The organism is Exiguobacterium sp. s140 (assembly GCF_018617035.1).
Taxonomy (GTDB): Bacteria; Bacillota; Bacilli; order Exiguobacteriales; family Exiguobacteriaceae; genus Exiguobacterium; species Exiguobacterium profundum.
Genome location: NZ_JACSJK010000001.1, coordinates 970,766 through 997,727 on the forward strand (window position 1 = coordinate 970,766; position 26,962 = coordinate 997,727).

A 26,962-nucleotide genomic window follows, 5' to 3' on the forward strand; every position below is an offset into this window, starting at 1 on the left:
ACTACCCCCTCACGATGAGTACAAAAAGGAGCGCCAAAGGCGCTTACACCTAGTATAAATCTCTTATAATTCCGAGAATTTGTCAAGGCGTTATGAAGATTGTACCTCTATTGAAAGAAGTTTAAACCTCAATTCCACAATCCGTTTTTCACTTCGTGAATGAGTGCTTCAAGTAGAGGTCGGCAATCGTATCCATGATCAAGTCGGCCGCTTCTTGTGCACTCGCCTTGCGTGCTTTCAGTTCTGACAAGTCGATCGGCTTCCCGATGACGACACGGAGTTTTGCGCGAAATTTATACTTTCCAATGATGGCGATCGGTAAAATGTGCGCATCCGAACGCATCGCGAAGAATCCGACACCGGCTTGCGCTTTCCCGAGCGTACCGTCTTTTGAACGCGTTCCTTCAGGAAATATAGAGATGACTTCATCCTCTTTCAACTTTTGAAGTACGACACGAAGCGCTTGTCGGTCACCTTCTCCACGAGATACTGGAATTTGACCCGCCCGATTCAAGATGTGCTTCAGTACCGGGACACTAAAAAGTTCTTTCTTCGCAAAAAAGCGAAGGGGACGCTGCTTTGGAATCGCACAGGCGAGTAATACCGGATCCCAATTTGACTGATGGTTCGAACAGACGAGAATCGACCCGTCCATCGGAACGTTCTCCCGTCCGATGAATTCGACCCGAAACGATGCTCGTTGAATGACGTTCACGACAGCTCTCGCTAATCGATACATGCCGAACGGTCCATTGTTCAATGGCTTACTCATGCTTTCACCTCTTCAATTAATCGTTCAATCGCTTGAACCACTCCGTCAATGGATAACGTGGTCGTATCGAGGAAATGGGCATCCTCTGCTTGACGTAAAGGTGCCACCTCACGTTCCGAATCGCGTTTGTCACGAAGCGCAATCTCTTCGATCAGTTGTTCATAGTCGCTCGGGATGCCTTTCGAGACATTTTCTTCATGGCGACGACGGGCACGTTCTTCGACCGAAGCGGTCATGAACACTTTTAAGTCGGCATTTGGCAAGACATGTGTCCCGATATCACGGCCGTCCATGACGACACCGCCTTCTTTAGCCAAATCACGTTGAAGGTCCATCAAAGCATCACGCACTTCAGGTTGACGTGCGACGAAACTGACGTTATTCGTCACTTCGCTTGAGCGAATGACAGATGTCACCTCTTCCTCTCCGTCAAAAACGCGTTGTCCCTCTTCAGACGGGACGAGACGAAGTGACATGTTCTCGATCATCTGAGCAAGTGCAGGTCCGTCCTCGAGCGCAATCCCTTCATTCAAGGCGCGATACGTCACGGCCCGATAGATTGCACCGGTATCGATGTACACATACCCTAATTGTTTCGCAAGCGACTTGGCAATCGTACTTTTCCCGGCACCCGCCGGTCCATCTAAAGCAATTTGTAATGATTTTTTCATACAAAACGGGTATCGAGTGTTCCCGATACCCTCCTCCTCTCGGTCAATAATCCCGAGAACATCATAACAGTTTTTTATCTTGAAGAAAATACAGACCCTGTCCGCTTTCGCGCTTCAAGCTGAACACGGAAGCAGTATCGCAAAATCGTCTCTTGGTCACGAGGGGTCAAATCTTCGAATGCCAAAGAGAGTTCTTGCTTCACTTCCTGCTTATGTACGCGAACAAGGCGGCTCTTAAGACGGAAGTTCTGGGGCGAGCCATGCTCATCCTCAATTCGAAACACGACAATCAGGGACTCATCTACTTCGATTGGAGCGCGGTTGGCGATGATTTTCATCCCCCCAGCAGATATGTCAAGAGATGTCGTTTCGAACGATTCGAAACTTTCCCCATCGGCTGCAAGAACGGTCACTTCAATCATTTCTGGAACACGTAAATATTCACGACGCTGAATCCGTTTGATTTTTTTCTCGTCTGGCAAATTGAACGCATAGCGTAATGTCATTTGGGCATCGCTGATCCGCTTCACGACTTTCGTGTCGAATGCGAACAGCTGATTGTCTCCTTGGAAGAAAAAGACCCGCATGGCCTCCTCTTCATGTAAAAAAAATGTTTTGAGCGTCGCCATGTCACTCGGTGACTCAATCCATACGACTTGATCGGTTATGGCTGCAATCTTCGTTTTCCCCTCTGCACGCCCTTCCACTTCGATTCTCAGTTCTTGACCTTCTTTTAACATACTGATTCTTCCCCTTTATTTAAATTGTCGACGATTGGACAAGTTTGCCGCTCGCACGAGTAAAAGTGCCACGGTCCATAAAATGACGATATAAAGCACGGCAGGAAGCTTTTGATTCGGTTCGAGTATCAAAATCAAATCAAACGTTCCGTGGATGACCGTCGCAGAAAAGATTGCCATGAACAGCCAGAGCCGTTCTCGAATCGAATGCTTCGCTCGTCCTAAGCAGTATCCCATCACGACCGCGAACAAAGCGTGCCCGCTCACAGGCAGGATCGCTCGCCAAATCGCAATTTCTAATGAATCGTACACCCATAAGTATAAAAAATTCTCTAAAGTCGCAAAGCCTAATGAGCAGGCGACCGCGTAGAGAATCCCGTCGTAGTAATCATCAAAGACTTTATGTATATATATTGTATAATAAATCATAAACCATTTAAAAAACTCTTCAAGCAGGGCAGTGGCGACATACGCCTGCCAAAACGGTCCAGTAAGCACTCCCTCTTCAACGAACGCATATTGGATAAACATGATCGGGAACACGAGAACGGCTCCAGCCACGAAAGAACGAATCACATATCCGAGCGGTTCCGCCTCCAACTCATGGCGTAGATAGAAGTAGGAAAGAAGGGCGAGCCCAGGTGCAACCGCAGACAAGGCGATTGCGATCATGATGCATCTCTCCTTTCTCTCCCTAGCATACACTGAATTGTCTGAAAGAAAAAGTAGAGAACGCCTAGAAAATGGAAATCTTCATAAAAATAATTAGGAGGACACTTATGAATCATTTATTACTGATCCACACCGGCGGTACTATCGCCATGTCACAATCCGGCACAGGACACGTCGAACCGAGCGATGTCAATCCAATCGACGCCACCCTTCCGAAAGCGACGGATATTGCTCACATTACAACAAAGCACTTTTCAAATATCCCGTCACCTCACATGACTCCAGAGAAGATGCTTGAATTGGCACAGTTCATCCAACGTGAACTGACACAAGACACGTATGACGGGGTCGTCATCACGCACGGTACCGATACATTAGAAGAGACGGCTTACTTCTTACAAATCACGCTCGGTGCGCCTGTCCCAATCGTGTTGACAGGTGCGATGCGGTCCTCGAACGAGGTCGGTTCGGACGGGGAATTTAATTTAATCACAGCGCTTCGCGTCGCCAAGAGCGAAGCGGCTCGTGGAAAAGGCGTGCTTGTCGTTTTCAACGGTGAGATCCATTCGGCATTTAACGTGACCAAAACGCACACATCTTCAGTCGACACATTCAAGTCTGTACACTTCGGTAACGTGGGTATGGTCACAAAGGACCACGTACTCATCTATAGCCAACCGGCGACGAGACAGCCGAAAATGATTTCGTCCATTTCAAAACGTGTAGCCGTATTGAAAGTCGTCGCAGGCATGGAACCGGATTTACTCGAATCTGTAATCACGCTTGGATACGACGGACTCGTCCTCGAAGTGTTAGGACAAGGGAATGTTCCGCCGTCCCTCTTATCCGCACTCGAACATTTAGTCAAAGAGATTCCCGTCGTGATCGTCAGCCGTTGCTTCAACGGAATCGTTCAAGATGTTTACGGTTACGATGGGGGTGGCAAACAACTGAAAGAGATGGGTGTCATTTTTTCAAACGGATTGAATTCACAAAAAGCTCGTTTACGACTTCTCGTTGAACTCGAGTCCGGCTCATCCCAGTCAGTCATGGAACATAGTTTTAGTTTCCAGCAATAACCTTGCGCAACTGCGCCCCCTTCCCTACAATGAGCAAAGAGGTGATATTCAGTGAACAAACAAGCAATTATTGTAGGTGCCGGGCCATGTGGCCTCTCGGCCGCCATCGAACTCGAGAAGATTGGAGTCTCTTGTACGGTGATTGAGCGTGGGAACATCGTCGACGCCATCTATCGGTACCCGACGCATCAAACGTTCTTCTCGTCTGCGAGCCTGCTCGAAATCGGAGACATTCCGTTCATATGTAAGGATTTGAAGCCACGTCGTCAAGATGCACTCGTCTATTATCGAGAAGTCGTCACACGTACTGGTTTAAACGTTTACCCGTTCGAAACGGTCGAGTCGGTCGATAAAAAGAATGACCGGTTCGTCGTGACATCGAGACATGAACGACGTGGTGAAACCGTTCGGGAAGCGGACTATGTGATATTGGCAACAGGCTATTATGGTCGCCCTCGTCTGCTTGACGTGCCTGGCGAAACGTTGCCGCACGTCCATCACTATTTCAACGAGGCACATCCTTATTATCGACAACACGTCACGATCATCGGTGGGAAAAATTCCGCTGTCGATGCGGCAATCGAACTCGAAAAGGCCGGTGCCTATGTGACGGTGCTCTATCGAGGTGATTCGTATAGCCCTTCCGTCAAACCATGGGTCCTCCCAAACTTCGACTCACTCGTCCGTCATGAGAAAGTTCGAATGGAGTTTGAGGCGACAATCGAACGCATCACCGATGATGGAGTTTACTACCGTCAACATGGCGAAGAGAAACATGTCTATGCAGATCATGTCTTCGCGATGACCGGTTATCAGCCCGACCACCACCTGTTCGAAAGTGCAGGCATTGCGATCGATGAAGAAAGTGGTATCCCGACGTACGATGAAGAAACGTTTGAAACAAATGTCGAACACCTCTTCATTGCTGGCGTGGTCGCAGCCGGAAACGATGCGAACAAGATCTTCATTGAGAACGGTAGATTCCACGGCAAGGCGATTGCCGAAGCGATCGCAAATCGTATTAACGTATAAAAAAGTTCGGTCAACTTGAGTTGACCGAACTTTTTTTGATTAGACCCACCCACGGAAACGTGAGGCTTCCGCCATTTTGCGTACACCGACCATGTAAGCGGCGAGACGCATATCGACTTTACGGGCCGAAGATGTATTGTATACCGTATTGAACGAGTGAACGAGTACTTTTTCAAGTTTCTCCTCAACTTCTTCTTCCGTCCAATAGTAACCTTGGTTGTTTTGTACCCATTCGAAGTATGACACCGTAACCCCACCACTTGACGCCAACACGTCAGGCACGAGGAGAATTCCACGTTCAGTCAAAATTTTCGTTGCTTCGTTCGTCGTCGGACCGTTGGCCGCCTCGACCACGATCGATGCTTTGATCGCATCCGCATTGTCTTCTGTAATTTGGTTCTCGATCGCAGCCGGAACCAAAATATCACAATCGAGCTCTAACATTTCTTTGTTTGAAATCGTATTTTTAAACAATGTCGAAATCGTACCGAATGAATCGCGACGATCTAACAAGTAAGGGATGTCGAGACCGTTCTCATCATGGATGGCTCCATACGCGTCACTGACTGCAATGACTTTCGCCCCTGCATCGTACATGAATTTAGAAAGGAAACTTCCCGCGTTTCCGAATCCTTGGACGACGACCCGTGCACCTTTCAATTCGATTCCGCGACGGAGTGCCGCTTCACGAATCATGATGGCCACGCCTTTTGCCGTCGCTGTCTCACGACCATGCGATCCACCAAGAACGAGCGGTTTTCCTGTAATGAATCCAGGTGAGTTGAATTCATCGATGCGACTGTATTCATCCATCATCCATGCCATGATTTGTGAGTTTGTGAACACGTCCGGAGCCGGGATATCTTTTGTAGGTCCAACAATTTGACTGATGGCCCGGACGTATCCGCGACTTAAACGTTCGATTTCACGGAAACTCATCTCGCGTGGGTCACAGACGATTCCGCCTTTCCCACCACCGTAAGGCAAGTCGACGATTCCAGCTTTTAAACTCATCCATACTGATAATGCTTTGACTTCTACCTCCGTTACGCTCGGGTGGAACCGAATTCCCCCTTTAGTCGGTCCGACCGCATCATTGTGTTGAGCGCGATAGCCTGTGAAGATCTTCGTTGAGCCATCGTCCATGCGAACAGGGATCCGAACGGTCAGCATGCGAAGCGGTTCTTTTAATAACTCGTACATCTCATCTGGATAGCCGAGTTTATCTAAAGCTTCGTGAATTACCTCTTGTGTCGATTCCAAGATGTTTTTTCGTTTTTGATGACCTTTTTCTTGATCCGTAATCATGAAGGTTTCCTCCCCTAAATTGTCAATTCTCCCCCAAGAATTAACCTCGTATTCGTTTAAAAGTATAGCTGATACGCGTTCAATTTGAAAGGGCTTTTCAAAAATAATGAAAGCGTTTTCTCGATGGATGACGTGATCCAGATGTCTTACTTCGCTACGCGCTCAATTGCGAGCTCGATAAAGCGTTCCAATAGCTCACCGTACGAGATTCCGACTGTCTTTGCACTATCCGGAAACAGGCTAAGCGGCGTCATGCCCGGTAGCGTATTCGTCTCTAAAATGTAGGCTTTGCCTTCTTCTGAAACGAGGAAGTCAGAGCGCGAATATCCTGAACAACCGAGCGCGCGATGCGCCAGGACTGCCGCCTGTTGAACCTCTGATGTCAAATCGTCCGAGATTTCAGCCGGACAGACATGAATCGAACCACCTTCCGTATACTTCGATTCATAGTCGTAAAATTCATTTTTTGGAATGATTTCAATGACAGGAAGAGCCTCTTCTTTCCCGAAGTTCCCGATGACGGGAACTGTCAGCTCTTTCCCTTTGATGTACTGTTCAACAAGTACCGCTGAATCACAAGCAAACGCCTTTTCAATTCCTTCACGTAACATCGCTTCGTCCATGGCAATCGTCAGACCGTTCGACGATCCTTCCTGCGCTGGTTTGACGACACATGGGAATTCCATCCCCCACTCAGCGACTTTTGCATCGATCGATTCCCGTGACTCGATTAAGACGTCACGCGCGACGCGGATCCCGGATGCCGCGAAGATGATCTTCGCTCTCGCCTTGTCCATCGCCAGTGCAGATGCCAAGACACCTGATCCCGTGTAAGGAATCCCAGCCATTTCTAATAACGATTGCACACGACCATCTTCACCATACTTCCCGTGCAACGCACTGACGACGACATCGACGTCCATCGTTAATAACTCGTTTGCACGTTCCGGATGAAAGTCAATGGACGTGACCTCATGACCACGTTCCGTCAACGCTTCTATCATTCCTTGCCCGCTCGTGAGGGATACCTCTCGTTCTCCTGACACTCCACCATATAAAACAGCGACTTTCATTCCAATCTCTCCTTCAACTAACTACTGAAAATTCAAGTCTAATCATAACACGGACATCCTAAAAACAATAGGAACAGAAAAGTAAAAAAAGCCGTACTCATGCGAATGCATCGTACAGCTCTTTCACGGCTTGTTCAGTTTGAATCGTCTTTCCGTATTCCATCATAACGTACGGGCTGACCGTAGTCGTCTTGCCGTACTCGGACAAAATGGCCGCGAGTCGTTCTTCTACCTGCGAAGGAAGCACTTCAACGAAGTGAAGATAGTAACGACCATTGTAATGATAAAGCGTCCCACCCTGCTCGGTTTCATGTATATGCGGGAACAGACGAATCGAGGCGTTGATCACATCTTCAATGTCATCGAACTGATAAATCAAATGATGGATCACGTCAATCGTCAATCGAATCTCGACCTGTTCGACATCGAGCTCAGCAATCGCTTCACCTTTTTGAACATCGATGACGAGTCCATCGCGAGGAAACATTGTCACATTCAAATCAACCGCTCCTTGCGGTGAAAATCCGTACTCACTTTCTGCTGTTTCAAGAAGTTCTTTCCACAGCTGCTGACCGTTTTCCCCCACGATCGTATCGATGGCGATTCCACGTAACGAGAGCTCATTCGCAGTCACATATACACGAAGATGTTCTTTTGTTTGTTTTTCAAATCTCAATCGAAAACCTCCAGTGAATAGTCAATCCTAATAATAAGCTACTCCCGTTTTCATCCCGTGTCAAATAGTTGATAACCATTTTGTCCACTCTTCAGGAGTGTCGCCAAGAAATGACCCATTGAATCGACCTCTCTCCAGGCTGACCGCATATCCACCTGTACCAATTTTTAAGTCAGGATGCTCGTTTTGAATATAATCCATCGCCTCTAACAAGTTCGGAATATGCTCAGTCAACGTACATGCGAAGATGAGACAAGACGTGTCGATATCATGTAACGCTTTACTCAAATCTTCTTTCGGGAAACCCGCTCCCAAAAAGATGACGTCGTATCCATGTTGACGCAAATAGAGCGTGACAAACAATAATCCGATCTCATGCATCTCCCCAGGTGCACAGACACAAGTGATACGTGGCAGGAAGGGGTTCATCGGCATCTGAAGGGACAGCGTCGAAAGTCGCGCTCGTAAAAATGCCGTGGCGAAATGCTCGTGGGCAATAGTAATCGAGCCATTCTCCCATCGTGAACCGATTTCCATGAGCAGTGGCCCAATCACATCCTTCGTCACTTTTTCAAAACTGAACGTATTAAACGCACGATTGATCAAATCATGAGCTGTCCGTTCATCAAATGAGAGCAACGCATGGAGCAGCCCGTCTTTCAATTCTTCATCATATAGTTTGGCCGTTGTCGGTTCTGGTTCAGGCGCTTGATGAAGTTGTTGAATGGCTTGTGAGACAGAAAGCCCTTCTTTCTGCTTGTTCACGACCCATTTGATTTTTTCAACATCCTGATCTGAATACAGGCGGTGACCGGATTCCGTTCGGCTCGGCACGATAAACTGATAGCGACGTTCCCAAGCGCGAATGGTCGTCGGATTGACGCCTGTCAAGGTCGCCACGGTCTTGATGGAGTATTTCGGCATCTCCGCCCTCCTCTCTTACTCGTTCTTATGATATAAGTATATCCTCAACGCAAGAGGTTTACCCCTTTTATTGTGCAATCGAGAATTTTTTAAGAATAAAAAAAGATGCGAACTCTGTTCGCACCTAGTTTAAAATATGGCGTGTCGCCCGATATATATGAAAATGAGAATAATCGCTAGCATGGCGAAGGTTAATGTCATCGCCAACGGGCGCTTCATCCAGTTATCATTTAACTTCCTCTTCCGTTCGCCCTCTTGCCTCTCAGCTCGAGACGGCAACGTGTCCGCCAATTGCTCGCGTAAAGAATCCGCCTGATTCCGATGTCGCAACGTATGCCCTCCTTTACCTTTTTTATCATTTTACTATGATATTATTCAAAGGAAAAGATTTGCGTCAACCGAATTTTCCATTCTGTCACATTTTTTCGGACGATTTGCGGTGTATCCGGGAACGGAATCGGCCCACAAACATCACAGCATTCTTCTTGGTCGACCGTTTGTTCGGAAAAATAACGAAGCAAGTAATCGCGTCGGCATGTCCGGATGAGGGCATAATCCATCATCTGTCCGAGTTGACGATACCGATCACGCTTTCTTTCCTTTACCCAATCGAGTGCTTCTTGAAGCGAACGTTCTGTCAACAATTGCTTCAGCAGGAGAAACTTCGGGTCTTCTTCATTCATGCGTAACAACCTTGGTAGTTGCGCGAACGACGTCCCGTTCTCACGCTCAAAATAGGCTAGTCGCATGTCCTCGTCTTTCGGGTACTGTCCGTCGATTAAAAATTGCTGGATGCGTTCGTCGCCATCGGCATATAGAAGGACCGCGAATGCGGGTTGTCCGTCACGCCCCGCTCGTCCGATTTCCTGCATGTATGCCTCGACTGTTGCCGGCAACTGAAAATGAACGACAGAACGGACGTTGTCTTTGTTCACACCCATCCCGAACGCACTCGTGCATACCATGACCGACACTTCGTCCCGTAAAAACTGGGACTGCACGAGTCGCCTGTCTTCCGTAGACATGCCTCCATGGTAAAACAATGCATCCTCTAGCTCAAAGGCTAACGCCTCTGCCTCGCGACGGGTCGCCGTGTAAACGACTGCAGGTTTGGGAATCTCTTGAATCAACTCTTTCAATCGCTCAAGTTTCTTCTCTTTTTCCAACCGTTCAACCAACAATCGGATTTCCGGACGATTGGCAGAGTGGACGAATTGTTCAGGTGAGAACAGTGCCAGCTTTTCAATGATGTCCTGTTTCACGCCTTCTGGCGCCGTCGCCGTGACCGCCATACACTGGGGGCTCCCAATCTGTTTTCGCAACTCACCTAAACGCGCATACTCAGGACGGAACTCATGCCCCCATTGTGAGATACAGTGCGCCTCGTCAATGACGAGCATTTGAATTTTCACATTCGCCAGAGCACGCGTCACATAAGGAACGGCCAATTGTTCGGGTGAAAGATATAAAAAACGGTAACGTTTCAAATGGTTGATGATGTCCTGCTTCTCTTCAGCCGATTCCATCGACGTCAAACGAGCGATACCACGCTCTCCCCGTTCTCGTATATGCAGCATCTGGTCCTCAATGAGTGAGAGTAATGGCGAGACAATCACCGTGAGCCCTTGATTTTTAATATAAGAAGGAAGTTGGAACGTCAGCGATTTTCCCGCCCCCGTCGGCATGACGGCCAATACATCCTGCCCTTCGATCACGGCATGTATGATGTCGTGTTGCCCAGGACGAAACGATTCATACCCGAACACTCGTTTTAATGTCGCTTCATACAAAACTCTCACCTCGTTTCAGTCTGGCGAAGACAAGTCGAATTTGAAAATAACTGACACGTCCCATTTTCTCAAATACCGGTTTCAACGCCCAGCTATCCGGATGCCGCAACTCTTCAATCGTGACCACATCCTCCATCGGTACAAATTGTTCGAGCGGGAAGACTTCTAAATACATCGCCATCTCGACGACATGGTCTTCAATCGTACTCGTACGTAAACGCCGTTTCGCTTGAACCTGTTGGAACGTGTATCCCTTTAAGAACAACTCATATGACTCACGTGCTGAATAGGTCATCCGGTCCGTCGATAAGCCGTACGTAAATCCCCGTAGTTTGGCATCATCCGGCAAGACCATTAACAGTTCGTTCCATCCGGCCAAAAAATACAAACGAGCCGTCTCGGCATCAACATGAAGCAGGCTGGCGATTTGTTCGTACGTCAGACCCGTCTCAAACGCTCCTGTGAATCGATAGACGACGGCCGTCGCATACGGGTCCCCGATTTGTTCAAGTGCTTGTTCAATCTCTTGATGAAACGTTCGCATGAGCGCTTTCCAATCCCGATCAAGATGTAACAACTGCTTGACCCATTGCTCTGCTGGACGATCGGCTTGTACCGGATAGAATGTCCGGGCATGTTCTTTTGACATGAACGTCTGCACGAACAAACTCAAGCGTTTCCACGTGGTCGCGTTAAAATCACGGCGTTCCCCGCCCAACCGATTGAATAGTTGCTCGACCGATTCTGGTGAAGCCAGCATTTCTCCCGCCTCTGTCAATCTGAATCGTTTACGGTCGAGCCATCCTCGTTTCTCAAGTTGTTTCAGGACAGATTCATACGAATAAGTCGTTTGTGGAAACTGTCCAAAAAGAGGCTCTAAGTCATAAAAAAATGCGTCCTGTAGCGTCGTGGCCGAGCGCTTCCCATTCAGGACATGGTAGAGACTTCGCTCACTCCGTTCTCCATTTAATCGTTTAATGGCCAGCAGAAGAACTCCATCCGCTAAATGAACCAAATCGTCACTTCCTTAAAAAAATCATTATCCTACCAAAAAGACGCTCGTTTCCTCATTGAAATAATTGGGTATGTAGACTACAATTACTCATAGTCAGTAGAATGATTTCTAAGAGAAACGAACCGTTTGGAGGGTTATTATCATGGCAAAATTTACAATCGTCGATAAAGATACATGTATCGCATGCGGAGCTTGCGGCGCGGCAGCACCAGATATTTACGATTATGATGATGAAGGTCTTGCGTTCAACTTGATGGATGACAACACAGGTACTGTTGAAATCCCAGATGAGTTATACGAAGACATGATGGATGCATTCGAGGGTTGTCCGACAGACTCGATCAAAGTAGCGGACGAGTCGTTTGACGGCGACGCTTTAAAATTCGAATAATCGTGAAAGACATATCGGTCCTGTACTGATATGTCTTTTTTGTGTTTTCGCATGTAACCGAGTCTAATCATGACATCTCTAGACAAGTATATCAAAAAAGGTTGTTTGGCTTAAGCACCAAACAACCTAGACGAAATGGACATATGTCCTATCTCGAATTAACGTTTCCCTTTAATATATGGGATACCGACTGACTTCGGCGCATCCGCACGACCAACGAGTCCAGCGAGAGCGAGAATCGTGAGGGCGTATGGTGCAATCAAGAGCAAGAGTTGCGGCACGTTATTGATGACCGGCAAGTTGCTTCCGATGATCGAGAGGGCTTGAGCGAATCCAAAGAACAATCCGGCACCAAGCGCACCGAGCGGATTCCATTTACCGAAAATCATTGCGGCAATCGCCAAGAACCCTTGACCAACGATGGTCGTTCCGCTGAAGTTCGTCGTGACCGTCACAGCATAAACCGCTCCGGCAAGACCACCAAACGCACCAGAGAGCATGACGCCCATGAAGCGCATTTTCGTGACGTTGATTCCCATCGTATCAGCCGCCATCGGATGTTCTCCGACCGAACGAAGACGAAGTCCAAACGGCGTCTTGAAGATGACGAACCACACAACGAACGCCAAGGCGATCGCAACGAACGACGTGTATTGGACGTTGATAAAGAACATCTTCAACACGGGAATATCGGATAAAAAGGGTACATTTTCTTTTGCGATCCGGTACTCGATAAAGTCGGTCTGTCCTTTGTTGTAAAGAACACGTACGACGAAGATGGCGAGACCGATAGCGAGCATGTTGATCGCCACCCCGAGAACCGTCTGATCCGCACGCCAAAGGATGGCAGGAACGGCCAAGAAGAGGGAGAACAACGCGCCGACGACCATGGCGACAAGCAAGGCAATCCATGGGCTAGAGGCACCAACACCTAAATCAGTCAAGGTGAGCGTCGTGATGATTCCTGTCGCGGCACCGATGACCATGATTCCTTCAAGGGCGATGTTGACGACACCAGAACGTTCACTGAAGATTCCACCAAGTGCTGCGATAATGAGTGGAGTCGCATAGGCAAGCGCAACCGGTACGACGATATAAAGGACTTCTAAGAAGTTCATTTTTTCTCCACTCCTTTCTTACGATTTCCTTTAAGTTTCTCAACGACATAGTTGATCGCATATCCAGACGCTACAAAGATGACGATGGCTGCGATGATGACTTTGACGAGCTCAGATGGTACGTTCGCACCGAGCTGCATTGCCAATCCACCGATGTTCAACCCTGCGAAGAGAATCGCTGCTAAAATGACTCCGATCGCAGTGTTCGCACCAAGAAGGGCGACGGCAATCCCGTCAAATCCGACACCAGTGAACGATGCCGAGAGGGTCATACTGCCGAATGTTCCGAGACCTTCCATCGCACCAGCGAGACCGGCGAACATACCAGAGATGACGAACGATAGGACGATGTTACGGTTGACGCTCATCCCTGCGTATTGTGATGCATGTTTGTTGAATCCGACGGCACGTAACTCATAACCGAGTGTCGTACGTTGAAGGATATAGTAGTACACGATTGCCGCAAGTACTGCGACAAGCACACCCCAGTGAAGACGTGAATACGTCGTCAACTCTTGGAGCCATGGCGAGGCGAGAGACGCCGAGTCGTTGATTGACTCTGTACGCTCGTTCGTTACGCCGATAACGCTACGCAATATCGCGTTCGTCGTGTATAGCGCGATATAGTTCATCATGATTGACGTGATGACTTCATGCACGTAAAACTTCGCTTTCAAGAATCCAGGAACGAACGCCCAAATCGCAGCTGCGACCATTGCCGCGAGGAGCGCGAGCGGTAAATGGATGAACATCGGTAAGTCGAAGTTAATCCCTACATAAACGGCTGCGACCCAGCCGATCAACACTTGTCCTTCTACCCCGATGTTGAATAGTCCTGTACGGAAGGCGAATGCAACCGCAAGACCCGAGAAGATGAGCGGGGCTGCAGCACGTAATGTTTCACCGACGGCATACGGACTACCAAACATTCCTTCAAATAACGAGATAAACCCTTGAACCGGGTCGTACCCACCAATCAACATGACGATAGCACCGACGAGTAGTCCTAAAATGATGGATAGGAATGGAATGAGAAGTTGGTTTAAACTTAATTTTTTCATTCTGTTTCGTCCCCTCTCTTACCGCCGGCCATCAAGAAGCCTAGCTCTTGCTCCGTCGTCTCTTTCGGATCACGAATCCCTACAATTTTCCCTTCGTAGAGAACAGCGATACGGTCGGATACGTGTAAAATCTCATCAAGTTCAAACGAGATGAGTAAGACGGCGCGTCCTTTTTCACGTTCTTTAATAAGCTGCTCGTGAATAAATTCAATCGCCCCAACGTCGAGACCACGAGTCGGTTGAGCGGCGATGAGTAAGTCTGGTGAGCGATCGACTTCACGTGCAATGATTGCTTTCTGTTGGTTCCCTCCCGAGAGAGCACGCGCTGGAACATCAATTGATGGAGTTCGGACGTCAAACTTCTCAATCAACGCCTTCGCCTTCTCAGCCACAGCTTTATAGTTCATGAGACCTCGTTTCGAGAACGGTTCTTTATAGTACGTTTGAAGTACCATGTTGTCACGAATCGAGTAGTCAAGAACAAGTCCGTGTTTATGACGATCTTGCGGGATGTGTCCGATCCCTGCCTCGGTCATCTTACGCGGCGTGTGTCCTGTGACATCTTTTCCGTTGAGCAACACTTTACCAGACTCCGGCTTTTTCAAACCTGAAATGGCTTCAATCAACTCCGTCTGACCATTCCCGTCAATTCCTGCAATACCAAGTACTTCTCCAGCACGAATCTGTAAATCCAATCCTTCAACGACTTTCAAACCGCGACCATCTTTGACGACGAGGTTTTGAACGTCGAGAACGACTTGTTGTGGATCGGCTTTCGAATATTCTGCATCAAAGTTTACTTCGCGACCAACCATCATTTCAGCTAAACTGTCTTCATTTACCGTCTCGTCGACCTCGACCGTTCCAATGTAGCGTCCACGACGAATGACAGTACAGCGGTCCGCAACTTGCATGATTTCCTTCAGCTTGTGCGTAATCAAGATGATCGACTTACCTTCAGCAATCAGACGTTTCATAATTTGGATAAGTTCTTGAATCTCTTGTGGTGTCAACACTGCCGTCGGTTCATCAAAAATCAGAATATCTGCTCCACGATAGAGCGTCTTCAAGATTTCAACACGTTGTTGCATGCCGACTGAAATATCTTCAATCTTCGCATCAGGATCGATTTTAAGTCCGTATTGCTCTGAAATGTCCATGACCTTCTTCCGAGCTGTGGCGCGATCAATTGTGACCCCACTCTTCGGTTCGAGACCCAGAATGATGTTTTCAGTGACTGTGAATTTTTCAACCAACATAAAGTGTTGGTGGACCATTCCAATTCCAAGTTCGTTGGCGATGTTCGGATTTTCAATATCCACTTTCTTTCCGTGTACGCGAATCTCTCCACCTTCAGGCTGATAGAGACCAAATAACACGTTCATGAGCGTTGATTTCCCGGCCCCGTTTTCTCCTAAAAGCGCATGGATTTCACCTTTACGCAATTGGAGTGTGATATTGTCGTTCGCGACGAACGTACCGAACTCTTTGCGAATATTTAGCATTTCAATTACATATTCCAAGGAAGTTCACCCCTAACTTTAAGTAAAGGGAGACCACGTGGGTCCCCCCTATACTCAAATGAATTATTTTACGTTTTTCATGAACTCTTCGAACTCAGCGTCAGTTGCTGGTGCAACAACATCACCATCGATGATTTGTTGACGATACTCATCAACTTTAGTGAGCACGTCTGCAGTAACGTTTTCTTCAGAAGTTGGTGCGATTCCTACACCTTCATCTTTAAGTGAGAATTCAACCACTTCACCAGCTGGGAACTTACCGTCCATTGCCATTTTCGACACTTCGAGTGTCGCTGTATCTACACGTTTAACCATTGACGTAAGAGTAACGTTCTCTGGAAGACCTTCTTCGTACTGGTCACGGTCAACCCCGATGACCCAAACTTCTTCACCGTTTTTCTTACGGTTTTTCGCTTCAGTGAATACACCTACACCTGTACCACCAGCTGCATGATAGATGATATCAGATCCTGATCCATACATACCTGACGCAATTGCAGTTCCTTTTTCAGCTGAGTTGAAGTCTTCAGCATATTTTACGTCGATTGTCGCATCAGGGTTTACAGCCATTACACCAGCTTTAAATCCATTTTCAAACTTCTTGATTAAGTCTGATTCTACTCCACCGATGAAACCAACTTTATCAGTCGTCGTTGTAAGACCAGCTACTACACCTACGAGGAATGAACCTTCTTGTTCCTTAAACGTGATTGAAGCAACGTTCGGTGCATCTACAACCGAGTCAACGATTGCAAAGTTGTTATCAGGGAATTGTTCTGCAACTTTTCCAATATCCTCTGCCATCAAGAAACCGATTCCGTAGATCAAATCAAATTGATCACGTGCCAATTGTTGCAAGTTAGGCTGATAGTCTGCTTGTTTTGCTGATTGAAGATATTTGTATCCTTCGTTTTCAGTTAAGCTATTTTCTTCACCAAACTTTTTCAAACCTTCCCAAGCTGATTGGTTGAATGACTTGTCATCAACACCACCAGTATCCGTGACCATTGCAACTTTGAAGTCGCTACCTTCTCCGCCTTCACCGTTTGAAGATGAGCCTTCGTTGTCATCTCCACCGCATGCTGCGAGTACTGTAGAGAGTGTGAGTCCTGCTGCTAAAGCTGAGAGAATCGTTTTCTTTTTGTTCATCATCGTCGTGTTTCCCCTTTCGGTTCATAACAATTTTTGTTGTCATGTTATCAGTAGTCTTTACACCGGTATAAGAAAGCGCTTTCACGCTATTACCCAAAAATAACTCTTCCGTCCAGAAACTGCTCGTTTAAACTCGTTTACGTACGACATGGAAGTCGAATCGATCAGCACGGAAAAAGTTGGCCGAATCGAGTAATGGTAAATCACTCTCATCATAATGCAATTGTTTTAAAGCGAGTAACGGTTGGTCCGTCTGAAGTTGTGACGAGATTTCAGCGCTGACACTCGGTTCGATGTGCGTGATCGCATAAGCGACTCGACGTCCTACCTCTTTTTCGAGAGAATCAAACAGAGATTTCCCTTCAGTCAATGCCTCAGGATTCGAGACGAGATGGGCCGGCACTTTATCGACACAATACACAACCGGTGTGTCGTCCGCATATCGAATTCGTACAATTCGATAAATCGGTGAGTTCGGCTCAATCTTGAGACGCTCGGCTTCTCTCTCTGTTGCCAACACTTTCTCGGCCACCAATACTTTCGTTCCTGGTGTCATCTTTGCTCGTGTGATCATGTCAGTGACACTGAACAATTCCTCAATTCCTGACGTGAATGGCGGTTTAGAACTGATAAATGTTCCTACCCCATGCTTTCGCACGACAAATTTCTCATCTTCGAGAATCCGGAGCGCTTCGCGAAGTGTCGCTCGACTGACTCCAAGTTGCTTCGAAAGTTCAAATTCTGAAGGTAACTTCTCCCCTTCACGATAGACACCAGCGTCGATATCTTGCTTAATTTTCTCAATCACTCGAAGATAGAGCAATCGATGATCGAGCTTAATCGACATTGGCCTCACCACCTTTAATTTACTTACCAGTGCTCAGACATCTGACGTATGAATGTCCTTGCCAATATTAAGTATAGGGATTCGAGAATTAGAACGCAATAGTTTTTGTTCGGAATCAAGGAAATATTTTTTCGGAACATGCCGAACCGTACCTTTGAGTCCAATTTACTCATTTTCATCCCCATTGAAAAACTTTTGTAAAATGTAAACGTTATTAAAAAATGTAAGCGTTTCAGTAGTTTTTAAAAGTATGTACTAATTCAGTATATAGGACATATGTGCTATATTACATTTATATTATAGCGAACATCTAAGGATAGAGCGAATATTTCTATATTGTATAAATTGCATTAAAAAACGAACGATTATATATACTAATATATAATCGTTCGTTTTTTATTATTATTCTGTTTGCTCTTGAATGAGTACTTTCCTCGGTTTCGAACCTTCCGATGGACCGACATACCCGGCTTCCTCAAGTGAGTCAATCAAACGGGCGGCACGATTATACCCGATTCGGAATCTGCGTTGAATCATCGAAGTTGATGCCGTTTCTTGTGTCATGACGAATTGCACGACTTCTCCGAACAATGAATCATCCGAATCAATCGTCGTCACTTCCTCTTCTTTTGGCATCATCGCTTCCACATATTGCGCACGTTGTTGCGCGATGACATGATTGACGACCGTCTCGACTTCTTGATCGGAGACGAATGCACCTTGTACACGGACCGGCTTGTTCATTCCGTTTGCAAGCATCAACATGTCACCGCGTCCAAGCAACTTTTCCGCCCCGCCACCATCAAGGATGGTCCTTGAATCGGTTTGAGAAGAGACGGCAAAGGCGATGCGGGACGGAATGTTCGCCTTGATGACTCCTGTGATGACGTCGACAGATGGGCGCTGTGTCGCGAGGACCATATGAATACCCGCAGCACGTGCCATTTGTGCAAGTCGCATGATGGCATCTTCGACATCATTTGATGCCACCATCATCAAATCCGCTAATTCATCGACGATTACGACGATGAACGGTAAACGTTTCGCATCCTCGTCATCCGACTGATCGACGAGTTCATTGTAACCTTCGATATTGCGAACTCCATATCGACTAAACAGTTCATACCGCCGTTCCATTTCTGCGACGACCTGCTTCAGTGCCTGGGCGGCTTTTTTCGGATCCGTGACGACCGGTGTCAACAGGTGTGGCACTCCGTTATAGACGTTCAACTCGACCATCTTCGGATCAATCATCATGAGTCGGACCTCATCCGGACGAGAACGCATCAAGAGTGACACGATCATGCCGTTGATACAGACAGATTTACCTGATCCTGTCGATCCTGCAACAAGCAAATGCGGCATTTTATTGAGAGAGATCCCAACCGTCTCGCCACTGATACTCCGACCGAGTGCGACGAGTAACTTCGAGTCATCTTGTTTCACCGGCTCCGCTTCCAGTACTTCACGTAAGCATACCGGTGCGACCTCCTGGTTCGGCACTTCAATACCAATAGCGGCTTTACCCGGAATCGGAGCTTCAATCCGAATATCTTTTGCAGCGAGCGCCAATGCCAAATCATCACTTAATGAGGTGATGCGACTGACTTTCACACCGATATCCGGTTGTAGTTCATATTTTGTGACGGTTGGACCAAGGTGAATCTTTAACACTTTGACACCGACCCCGAATGACTTAAGCGTCTTTACAAGTTTGGATGCATTTTCTTTCAATCGTGCATTCTCACCAGACAAATCCGTAATGACGGGCTCTTTCAAATTCGAGAATGGCGGAAGCTCGTATGTATCCGAGACATCTTGGGCCGCAGTCATCATCATCTCCTCGGTCGTGATTGTGGAATCGACTTCCGAAGAATCCGTACGAGGTTGATCTTCCGTCTCTCTTTTTTCTGCTACGACTTTCTCACTAAACCCGACGATTGGAATGTCTTGCATCGTGACCACATCTGACTCTACTTCCGCGTCCGGCTGCGTTTCCTCTTGTTTTGGACGAGGTGACGTTTTGCGCGTTCGTTTCGTCTCTAGCTGCTTTTCCACTTTCGGTCTGGCTTGCCATTCTTTTCTGACGGCCGTGACGGATTCCTGCATTCGATGATAGAGCGTCCCCCAAATCGTCGGGGCATAGAGCGAGACACCGACAAGGAAGCAGACGATTCCTAAGAAGACAATCCCGAAGTCAGAGAATAAATATTGGTTCAAGTTATAAAAAGTGCCATTGATGCCACCCCTCGCCTCTCCCCAAAGTAAGTCTCCAAATAGTAAGAACGAGGCGAGCATTGCGAATAGTCCCGCTCGTCGCATCGGCTTCATCGGAGTGAGTACGATCCATAACAAGACTGCCATCATCAAGTAAGTGAGCGCACCCCATCCTCCGAAAAGATAGACAGATAAATCGGACAACTGTTGTCCGATCCACCCTAAATCAAATAAGGCAAATACGAATGCGACGATGGCGAGGACAAAGATGCCCCACCCATATGTACGTGGCGCAATCGGTTGTTTTTTACGGTTCCTCGTATTTCGCGTCGCTGGCCGCTTTCGCTTTACGGGAGTCTTTCTTGTTTTTTGAGCCACATCAGTTCCTCCTAAAAAAAGAAGGCAAAAGTCAGATGACTTTTGCCTCACTCTCATTCCATTAAATCTCCATGATGATCGGCAAGATCATCGGACGACGTTTCGTCTGCTCGAATAAGAAGACGCTCAGTCGCTCGCGGATATTTGATTTCAATTCGGTCCAATCACTGCCAGCCTGCAGACTCTTTTCAATCTGTTTCGTGACAATACGGTTTGCCTCTGAAATCATCTCCTCCGATTCACGCATATATACGAAACCACGTGAGATGAGTTCAGGTCCTGAAATCAATTTCTTCTGTTTCCGATTCAACGTGACCACGCAGAGAACAACTCCATCTTGTGACAACAATCGACGGTCCCGTAAGACGATGTTTCCAACGTCCCCGACGCCGATTCCGTCAATCAAGACATTTCCTGCAGGAACTTTTCGGCTCATGCGGGCTTTTCGACCCGTGAACTCGACGACGTCACCTTTTTCAACGATGAAGATATTGTTCGGTTTGACACCCACTTGTTCAGCGAGTTTCGAGTGTGCCATCTGCATCCGGTATTCCCCGTGAATCGGTAAGAAGTACTTCGGTTTAACGAGGTTGAGCATCAGCTTCAATTCTTCTGCCGATCCGTGTCCAGATACGTGCACTTTACGTTGGTTGTAAATGACGTTCGCACCTGAACGGAACAACAAATCAATCGTTTTAGAAACAGACTTCTCATTCCCTGGAATCGGTGTCGCCGCGATGACGACCGTGTCATTCAATCGAATGTTGACTTGCTTGTGGGCATTACGAGCCATACGAGTCAATGCCGCCATCGGCTCTCCTTGCGAACCTGTCGTTAAAATGACGACTTTATTATCCGGTAGACGGTTTACTTGCGACAACTCGACGAGTGTCTTCGCCTTGAAACGTAAGTAGTTTAGTTTCTGTGCAACTTCGACGATGTTGACCATGCTACGACCAACGACCGCGACTTTACGATCATTCGCTTCCGCTGCTGCGAATACTTGTTGCAAGCGATGGACGTTCGAGGCGAATGATGCCACGATAACCCGACCTTCCGCTTGATAAATGACATCGTTCAATTCAGCTCCGACGATTGACTCTGAACCGGTTTGCCCCGGTCGCTCGGCGTTCGTCGAATCGGAAAGAAGCGCAAGTACGCCACGTTGTCCGATTGCCGCTAATTTATTGAAGTCGGATTGTTTACCATCGACAGGCGTGTAATCAAACTTGAAATCTCCGGTATGGACGATCGCACCTTGAGACGTTTGAATACAGACGCCGACACAGTCGGGAATCGAGTGATTGACGCGGAAAAACGTGATGAAATGATCAGCGATAGTCAATTTCGTTTTGGCATCAATCATGCGAAGGTCGACTTCTTTCAACAAACCGGCCTCTTTTAATTTCAATTCAATCAACCCGAGGGTCAATTTCGTCCCGTATACTGGAACGTGCTTCAAGTCGCGTAAGACGTAGCTAAGTCCACCGATATGGTCTTCGTGACCATGGGTGATGAAAATCGCCCGTACACGATCTTTATTTTCTTTTAAGTATGTGATGTCTGGGATGACGATATCAATCCCGAGCATCTCATCGCCTGGAAACATTAGACCGGCATCGATGACGAAGATGTCGTCGTCTAGTTCCACGACGTACATGTTCTTCCCGATTTCGCCTACGCCTCCAAGCGCAAAGACGCTAATATTCTCTGTCTTCTTTTTTGACACTAACAAAAACCTCCTAAATGATTCATATTCTGTTTCGTCCCCTTATCGCTACTGAATATTGTAGCGGAAAACGGCTTCATTGCCAACATTTCCGTCTAATCTAATAGAGGTTTTAGTGCATCGGCAAGCGGTGCCGTCTCTTTTTCGTCAGGTCGTTTCCCTGCAACAAGTTGACGAATCGACAAGCCGAAGTCCATTTGGAGGTGAGGATAGTCCGGGAATGAGTTCCAGTCTCCGCCCCATTCAAAGCCGAGCGCCTTTCCTAACTCCCCGAGTTCTTGCCAGTCAGGAATGTCATTCCGATTACGATCCGTATTCAGGTCATAGTCGGTCTTGTTGTTATGGATGATAACGAAATCGACAGCAAGACCATAGTTATGATAGCTCTGACCCGCCTTCGCATTGGTCACCACTTGCCCGGGTTCAGACCGCCCTTGCGCATAAAGCGCATTCTGTTCCTTGGCAGAACGGTATCCTGAAGTGAGGCGCACTTCGAGGTCTAGACAAGAATGGGCCAATCGAATGAACGATTCTCCTCGATTGGCGACTAACGGATGCAACCGGTCAAAATCAATCTTCGTCCTTACCAAGATCGCATCTTCTTTCTCCACGTCTCGCACACACATATCCGCTTCGAACGTCGGCTCGTCCACCCAAGGCACCGGTTCCGGTTGCATATAAAAGTAAGCGAGCGTAATGCCAATCAGAAAGGCGACCATCGCAAGAGATAACACGCCTGTCCATCTCATCTTCTTAACCGTTTACGCAGTCCTTTTAAGAGTGGCAACCCTTTTTCGAGTGCCATATACAAAGGACGATTCAAGACGAGGTCGAATTCCCCGACCTTTTCAATCATGTCGCTTCCCCATCCCGATTTGAATGCGTAAAGACCAGCATATTCATCATCCGGGTCCGTACTTCCTGATACCCCGCCGAAGTCGTATCGCTCGGCGCCACTCGCTTTGGCCGCCTGCATCATCGTCCATTGCATCAAGTGGTTCGGCATAAATTCACGGAATTCATTTGACGAGGCTCCGTATAAGTAATAAGAGCGCCGTCCTGCGAGTGTCAACAGACCACCTGATAAGACGAGCCCGTTCGGATAGGTCTGATCGAGTTCGACGAGCTCAGGGAGGGCTTGCTCCGCTTTTTGAATTTGTGCCTCCGTCTGTTCCTTGCGGTTCAAAAGGCTGTTACGTTTCTTTTCAATCGTTTCTTTCTCAAGGCCCCGTTCAATCTTCGCCAACTCTTTCTTCGCTTTTTCTAGCGTCGCCTGTTGCTGTTCGAGTGCGATTTTCGGTTCGAGCGTTGTCAAGAAGAGACGGGCATCGCTCGGTTGCAGACAATCGTATAGGTTCTCAAAATAATCGAGCCCTCGCGTAGCGAATCCGTCACGCTCCCCTGTCACTTTCATCAAATCGGCGAACGTTTTGAGTCCGTCACGACCGACCTCTTTGCAGACGATTCCTTTTTTCTCCGCGAGACGGACATTGTAGCGGAACTTATGATGGAATTTCGCAAAAATATCCTTCTCACTCGGGCGCAAATCAGTTTCCATTGTAAAACGAGGTTGGGCGTAGTCAAAGCCACCGCCGTATCCCTTATGTTTAAACCCGATGGCAGCCATTTCGGTTAATAGTCCTGGCAATTCATCGCGGTCGATGTTTGGATCAATTTTTACGACGATGGCTTTATGTGCCGTCGCGACACGCGTCGCTTCTTTCACGAGCGCCTGTAGCGATGCCAAGTCGTCGTAGTCCACGACAAATCCGCGTGGGGCATAGCACAATGTGTATGGTAATTTCGGGACACGTTTGAATAAAAGTAAAGCGACACCGGACGTCACACCGTCTTGCGCGACCGCTACACGTTCTGACGTCCAACCATTTTGGCGCTTCACATCTCCCCAACTCGATAGTTGCAACAAATCCCCACGGTCGTGTGTTTTGACGAAGTCGTCATGCTCTTTTTCTGTCAACGTAATTGGTTGTACTGCCATAAATCATGCTTCCTCCGTATTCAAAATGGTCGCTCGAACAATCGCCTCTTCATCGAGCGGCAATTTTTCATTTCCAATAATTTGATACTTCTCGTGCCCTTTTCCTGCTAGCACGATGATGTTGTCCGGTTTCGCTAAACGGGCCGCATAACGGACCGCTTCTTCTCGATCCCCGATTTCAACAAAGTTGTCATGGGTCATCCCGGCCGCAATCCCTTTTGTAATGGACTCATACGCTTCGAATCGTGGATCATCTGTCGTGATGATGACGGTACCGGCATAGGACGAAGCCATCTCGCCCATTGCCGGACGTTTTGTGACGTCACGGTTTCCACCTGTCCCAATCAAAAAGATAATCTTTTCTTTTGGTACGCCGACGAGCGACTTCAGACACTGTTCGATGCCATCCGGTGTGTGGGCGTAGTCCGCATATACGTTGTAACCTGGGACGTCTAAACGTTGCATCCGTCCCTTGGCCGGATGAATCATCTCAAGTGCTTTGGCAATTCGTTCAAGTGAATAACCGGCAGCGAGAAGACAACCCGTCGCCAACAATAGATTGTACACGTTGAAACGACCGATGAACTGGACCGTTACCGGAAGTTTCGCGCCTTGGTAATTCAATGTAAAGCTCGTTTGAGACAACGTCTGTTCAATGTCCGTTGCCATCAGGTCTGCTTGCGCATCAATCCCATATGTTATTACTTTCGCACCGGTCATCGTCTCATAAAGAGGCGTTTGTGCATCGTCTGCGTTCAAGACGGCTACTTTTCCACGTGAGGCCATTTGACCGAGTTGAGCGAACAATAACCCTTTTGCACGTGTATAGTTTTCGAACGTCCCATGAAAATCTAGGTGATCGTGCGTCAAGTTCGTGAAACCAACGATGTCAAAATCAGTTCCGATGACACGTCCGAGCTCAAGACCGTGTGAGGACACTTCCATCATCACGTCCGTCACGCCTTCATCTCGCATTTGTGCCAACAACTGTTGAAGTTCTGAACTTTGAGGCGTCGTATTTTTACTTGGGACGATTTTGTCGTTGATGCGTACTTCAACGGTCCCAATCAAACCGGTCGAATGCCCGAGGACATCGAGGACGTCTCGTAAAATCGTCGTCGTCGTCGTTTTTCCATTCGTTCCCGTGATTCCGAACAGTCGCATCTGTTCAGATGGATACGCATAAAAGGCCGAAGCCAACAACCCGATCGAACGCGAGCTGTCACGTACAATCAGGTTTGGCACTGACAGGTCGATCGGTCGTTCGCTAACGACTGCCACCGCGCCTCGCTCTACCGCTTGCGCCGCATATTCATGCCCATCCACCGTATAGCCTTTGATGGCGACAAACAGCGTTCCCGGCACAACTTCTCGCGAGTCCGTCGTCACATGCGTCACGACGATGCCTTCTAGATTTGGTTGATTAATTAATTGTATCGTCTTCACTAAATCCGTTAAGTTCAAGTCTTTCCCTTCTTTCACCTGTATCCTATCCAAACTAAAGAATACCTCTTAATCAGTGTAGAGAACTTACAATTCGGTTTCAAGTCACGCTTCGTTTGGGAGGACATATGACTTCGCTGGGCGATGGCTCAACACCTCACGAATCAATTCATTGACCTCATCGCGTTCAATCCGTTCTACTTTCGCAATCACTTGTTCTATCGGCTCGACTTCATCGAGAAGTAGCAAGTTCCGTCCGTTCCGGTTCATACGGGCACTCGAACTTTCATTCCCAAGAGCGATCGACCCTTTCAATTGTCGCTTGCCTTTGTCTACTTCCTCAGCAGTCAAACCGTCGGCGACAAGTCGCTTCATCTCTCTCTCTAGGATGACTTCGACTTGTTCCAACGTATCCGGCGACGTACCGACGTATATGGTAAACGTACCGTGATCGGAAAACGTCGTGTAATAGGAGTAAATGGAATAAGCCAAGCCCTCTTCTTCACGGATGGACTGGAACAAACGCGAAGACATCGTCGCGCCGATTGCGTTGTTCATCAATGCCAAATGAGGCAATCGATCGTCCGTCGCCGGAATCGCTTCGTAGTTCCAACAGAGGTGGGCTTGCTCCGTTTCCTTATGTTTCGTCAATGTGTCATGGAACAGTTCCGGTTGATTGATTTCTTTCGACGATTCCCTAGAAGGGATGTGGGCAAACCTACGTTTTACCGCCTCGATCAATTCTTCAGAAACATGACCTGCGATCGAGACGACAATCTGCTCGGCCGTATACTGTTCCTGTAAGTATTCGACGAGCTGGTCCCGCGTCAATCGATTGACACTCTCCTCCGTCCCTAAAATCGGTTGGGCAAGTATATCGTCTCGATACGCCGCCATGGCCAATAGTTCGTGAACGAGATCTTCCGGCGTGTCCTCATACATTTTAATCTCTTCCACAACGACACGCTTTTCTTTCTCCAACTCCTGCATATCGATTACTGACTCAAACAGCATGTCTGTCAGGACGTCGAGCGCCATGACCGCGTGTTCATCGAGCGTCTTCACATAAAAGCATGTATGGTCTTTCGAGGTGAAGGCGTTGACGCTTCCACCGAGCTCATCGAAAAAGGAAGCAATCTCTTTCGCGCTTTTCGATGCTGTCCCTTTGAACAGCATATGTTCAATCAAATGACTGATGCCGATGTTCTCAAACGTCTCTGTACGTGTCCCTGCTTTAATGAATACCCCGGTCGAGGTGCTAAGCGAACCTTCGATTGGTTCGATGATGATTCGGATACCGTTCTCTAATGTCATCCATTCCATATTCTCACTCCTATGAAAAAGGCCATCGC

The 26,962-nt window shown here is 47.6% G+C and carries 25 protein-coding genes; 3 read left to right on the forward strand and 22 right to left on the reverse strand.

Annotated features, from left to right (window positions below):
- Window positions 1-148 precede the first annotated feature (148 nt).
- The 4 genes from KNO61_RS05055 to prsW form a co-directional block, all read right to left on the reverse strand.
- Complete coding sequence (locus KNO61_RS05055) at window positions 149-772, reverse strand: lysophospholipid acyltransferase family protein (RefSeq protein WP_015881459.1); 624 nt, start codon at window positions 770-772, stop codon at window positions 149-151.
- Window positions 769-1,443 carry a (d)CMP kinase gene (cmk, locus tag KNO61_RS05060; RefSeq protein WP_031421747.1) on the reverse strand — a complete coding sequence of 225 codons (675 nt, stop codon included), beginning with the start codon at window positions 1,441-1,443 and terminating at the stop codon, window positions 769-771. The genes KNO61_RS05055 and cmk overlap by 4 nt, the downstream gene beginning before the upstream one ends.
- Before the next feature lie 74 nt (window positions 1,444-1,517).
- Complete coding sequence (locus KNO61_RS05065) at window positions 1,518-2,183, reverse strand: flagellar brake protein (RefSeq protein WP_214684462.1); 666 nt, start codon at window positions 2,181-2,183, stop codon at window positions 1,518-1,520.
- Between the two features lie 15 nt (window positions 2,184-2,198).
- The gene (prsW, locus tag KNO61_RS05070; protein WP_074037196.1) at window positions 2,199-2,855 is read right to left on the reverse strand and encodes a glutamic-type intramembrane protease PrsW; all 657 of its coding nucleotides are present in this window, start codon (window positions 2,853-2,855) and stop codon (window positions 2,199-2,201) included.
- A 107-nt stretch (window positions 2,856-2,962) separates the two neighbouring features.
- Here prsW and KNO61_RS05075 point away from each other — a divergent pair, with 107 nt between their 5' ends.
- Window positions 2,963-3,934 carry an asparaginase gene (locus KNO61_RS05075; protein ID WP_015881455.1) on the forward strand — a complete coding sequence of 324 codons (972 nt, stop codon included), beginning with the start codon at window positions 2,963-2,965 and terminating at the stop codon, window positions 3,932-3,934.
- A 51-nt stretch (window positions 3,935-3,985) separates the two neighbouring features.
- Complete coding sequence (locus KNO61_RS05080; RefSeq protein WP_078146736.1) at window positions 3,986-4,966, forward strand: YpdA family putative bacillithiol disulfide reductase; 981 nt, start codon at window positions 3,986-3,988, stop codon at window positions 4,964-4,966.
- 39 nt (window positions 4,967-5,005) lie between these two features.
- Here KNO61_RS05080 and KNO61_RS05085 read toward each other — a convergent pair whose 3' ends face one another.
- The 7 genes from KNO61_RS05085 to KNO61_RS05115 all read right to left on the reverse strand — a co-directional run bounded on the left by KNO61_RS05085 (window position 5,006) and on the right by KNO61_RS05115 (window position 11,752).
- Window positions 5,006-6,274 (reverse strand): Glu/Leu/Phe/Val family dehydrogenase, encoded by a 1,269-nt coding sequence (locus tag KNO61_RS05085; RefSeq protein ID WP_015881453.1) that lies wholly within the window; start codon window positions 6,272-6,274, stop codon window positions 5,006-5,008.
- Window positions 6,275-6,420: 146 nt separating this feature from the next.
- Complete coding sequence (locus KNO61_RS05090; protein ID WP_078146735.1) at window positions 6,421-7,347, reverse strand: D-alanine--D-alanine ligase; 927 nt, start codon at window positions 7,345-7,347, stop codon at window positions 6,421-6,423.
- A gap of 97 nt (window positions 7,348-7,444) precedes the next feature.
- The gene (locus tag KNO61_RS05095; RefSeq protein ID WP_015881451.1) at window positions 7,445-8,023 is read right to left on the reverse strand and encodes an adaptor protein MecA; all 579 of its coding nucleotides are present in this window, start codon (window positions 8,021-8,023) and stop codon (window positions 7,445-7,447) included.
- A gap of 60 nt (window positions 8,024-8,083) precedes the next feature.
- Entirely contained in the window at window positions 8,084-8,947 is an 864-nt protein-coding gene (locus KNO61_RS05100; protein WP_078146734.1) for a MerR family transcriptional regulator, read from the reverse strand.
- Between the two features lie 129 nt (window positions 8,948-9,076).
- Window positions 9,077-9,277, reverse strand: coding sequence for a hypothetical protein (locus KNO61_RS05105; protein ID WP_015881449.1), 201 nt, complete (start codon window positions 9,275-9,277; stop codon window positions 9,077-9,079).
- 41 nt (window positions 9,278-9,318) lie between these two features.
- Window positions 9,319-10,746, reverse strand: coding sequence for a RecQ family ATP-dependent DNA helicase (locus KNO61_RS05110; RefSeq protein ID WP_371816585.1), 1,428 nt, complete (start codon window positions 10,744-10,746; stop codon window positions 9,319-9,321).
- Window positions 10,730-11,752 carry a YpbB family protein gene (locus KNO61_RS05115; protein WP_015881447.1) on the reverse strand — a complete coding sequence of 341 codons (1,023 nt, stop codon included), beginning with the start codon at window positions 11,750-11,752 and terminating at the stop codon, window positions 10,730-10,732. Before KNO61_RS05115 ends, KNO61_RS05110 begins: the two co-directional genes overlap by 17 nt.
- 142 nt (window positions 11,753-11,894) lie before the next feature.
- Here KNO61_RS05115 and KNO61_RS05120 point away from each other — a divergent pair, with 142 nt between their 5' ends.
- A complete protein-coding gene (locus KNO61_RS05120) occupies window positions 11,895-12,143 on the forward strand; it encodes a ferredoxin (protein WP_015881446.1) in 249 nt (82 codons plus the stop codon).
- 158 nt (window positions 12,144-12,301) lie between these two features.
- Here the strand turns inward: KNO61_RS05120 and KNO61_RS05125 are convergent, their stop codons facing one another.
- The 11 genes from KNO61_RS05125 to KNO61_RS05175 form a co-directional block, all read right to left on the reverse strand.
- On the reverse strand, window positions 12,302-13,261 hold the full coding sequence (locus KNO61_RS05125; protein ID WP_015881445.1) for an ABC transporter permease: 960 nt from the start codon (window positions 13,259-13,261) through the stop codon (window positions 12,302-12,304).
- Window positions 13,258-14,322 carry an ABC transporter permease gene (locus KNO61_RS05130; RefSeq protein WP_047795404.1) on the reverse strand — a complete coding sequence of 355 codons (1,065 nt, stop codon included), beginning with the start codon at window positions 14,320-14,322 and terminating at the stop codon, window positions 13,258-13,260. The genes KNO61_RS05125 and KNO61_RS05130 overlap by 4 nt, the downstream gene beginning before the upstream one ends.
- Window positions 14,319-15,845, reverse strand: a complete 1,527-nt coding sequence (locus KNO61_RS05135; RefSeq protein ID WP_078146732.1) for an ABC transporter ATP-binding protein — start codon at window positions 15,843-15,845, stop codon at window positions 14,319-14,321. The genes KNO61_RS05130 and KNO61_RS05135 overlap by 4 nt, the downstream gene beginning before the upstream one ends.
- 63 nt (window positions 15,846-15,908) lie before the next feature.
- Window positions 15,909-16,994: a BMP family lipoprotein gene (locus tag KNO61_RS05140; protein WP_214813466.1), complete on the reverse strand. Its 1,086-nt coding sequence runs from the start codon at window positions 16,992-16,994 to the stop codon at window positions 15,909-15,911.
- Window positions 16,995-17,124: 130 nt separating this feature from the next.
- Window positions 17,125-17,844: a GntR family transcriptional regulator gene (locus KNO61_RS05145; RefSeq protein WP_078146731.1), complete on the reverse strand. Its 720-nt coding sequence runs from the start codon at window positions 17,842-17,844 to the stop codon at window positions 17,125-17,127.
- A 402-nt stretch (window positions 17,845-18,246) separates the two neighbouring features.
- Window positions 18,247-20,439: an FtsK/SpoIIIE family DNA translocase gene (locus KNO61_RS05150; protein ID WP_078146730.1), complete on the reverse strand. Its 2,193-nt coding sequence runs from the start codon at window positions 20,437-20,439 to the stop codon at window positions 18,247-18,249.
- A 61-nt stretch (window positions 20,440-20,500) separates the two neighbouring features.
- Entirely contained in the window at window positions 20,501-22,168 is a 1,668-nt protein-coding gene (locus KNO61_RS05155) for a ribonuclease J (RefSeq protein WP_015881439.1), read from the reverse strand.
- 95 nt (window positions 22,169-22,263) lie between these two features.
- Window positions 22,264-22,917 (reverse strand): M15 family metallopeptidase, encoded by a 654-nt coding sequence (locus KNO61_RS05160; protein ID WP_078146729.1) that lies wholly within the window; start codon window positions 22,915-22,917, stop codon window positions 22,264-22,266.
- Window positions 22,914-24,167, reverse strand: a complete 1,254-nt coding sequence (locus KNO61_RS05165) for a lipid II:glycine glycyltransferase FemX (RefSeq protein WP_214872711.1) — start codon at window positions 24,165-24,167, stop codon at window positions 22,914-22,916. The genes KNO61_RS05160 and KNO61_RS05165 overlap by 4 nt, the downstream gene beginning before the upstream one ends.
- 3 nt (window positions 24,168-24,170) lie before the next feature.
- Complete coding sequence (locus tag KNO61_RS05170) at window positions 24,171-25,664, reverse strand: UDP-N-acetylmuramoyl-L-alanyl-D-glutamate--2,6-diaminopimelate ligase (RefSeq protein WP_251030775.1); 1,494 nt, start codon at window positions 25,662-25,664, stop codon at window positions 24,171-24,173.
- Between the two features lie 51 nt (window positions 25,665-25,715).
- The gene (locus tag KNO61_RS05175) at window positions 25,716-26,933 is read right to left on the reverse strand and encodes a M16 family metallopeptidase (RefSeq protein WP_214872713.1); all 1,218 of its coding nucleotides are present in this window, start codon (window positions 26,931-26,933) and stop codon (window positions 25,716-25,718) included.
- Window positions 26,934-26,962: the final 29 nt, after the last annotated feature.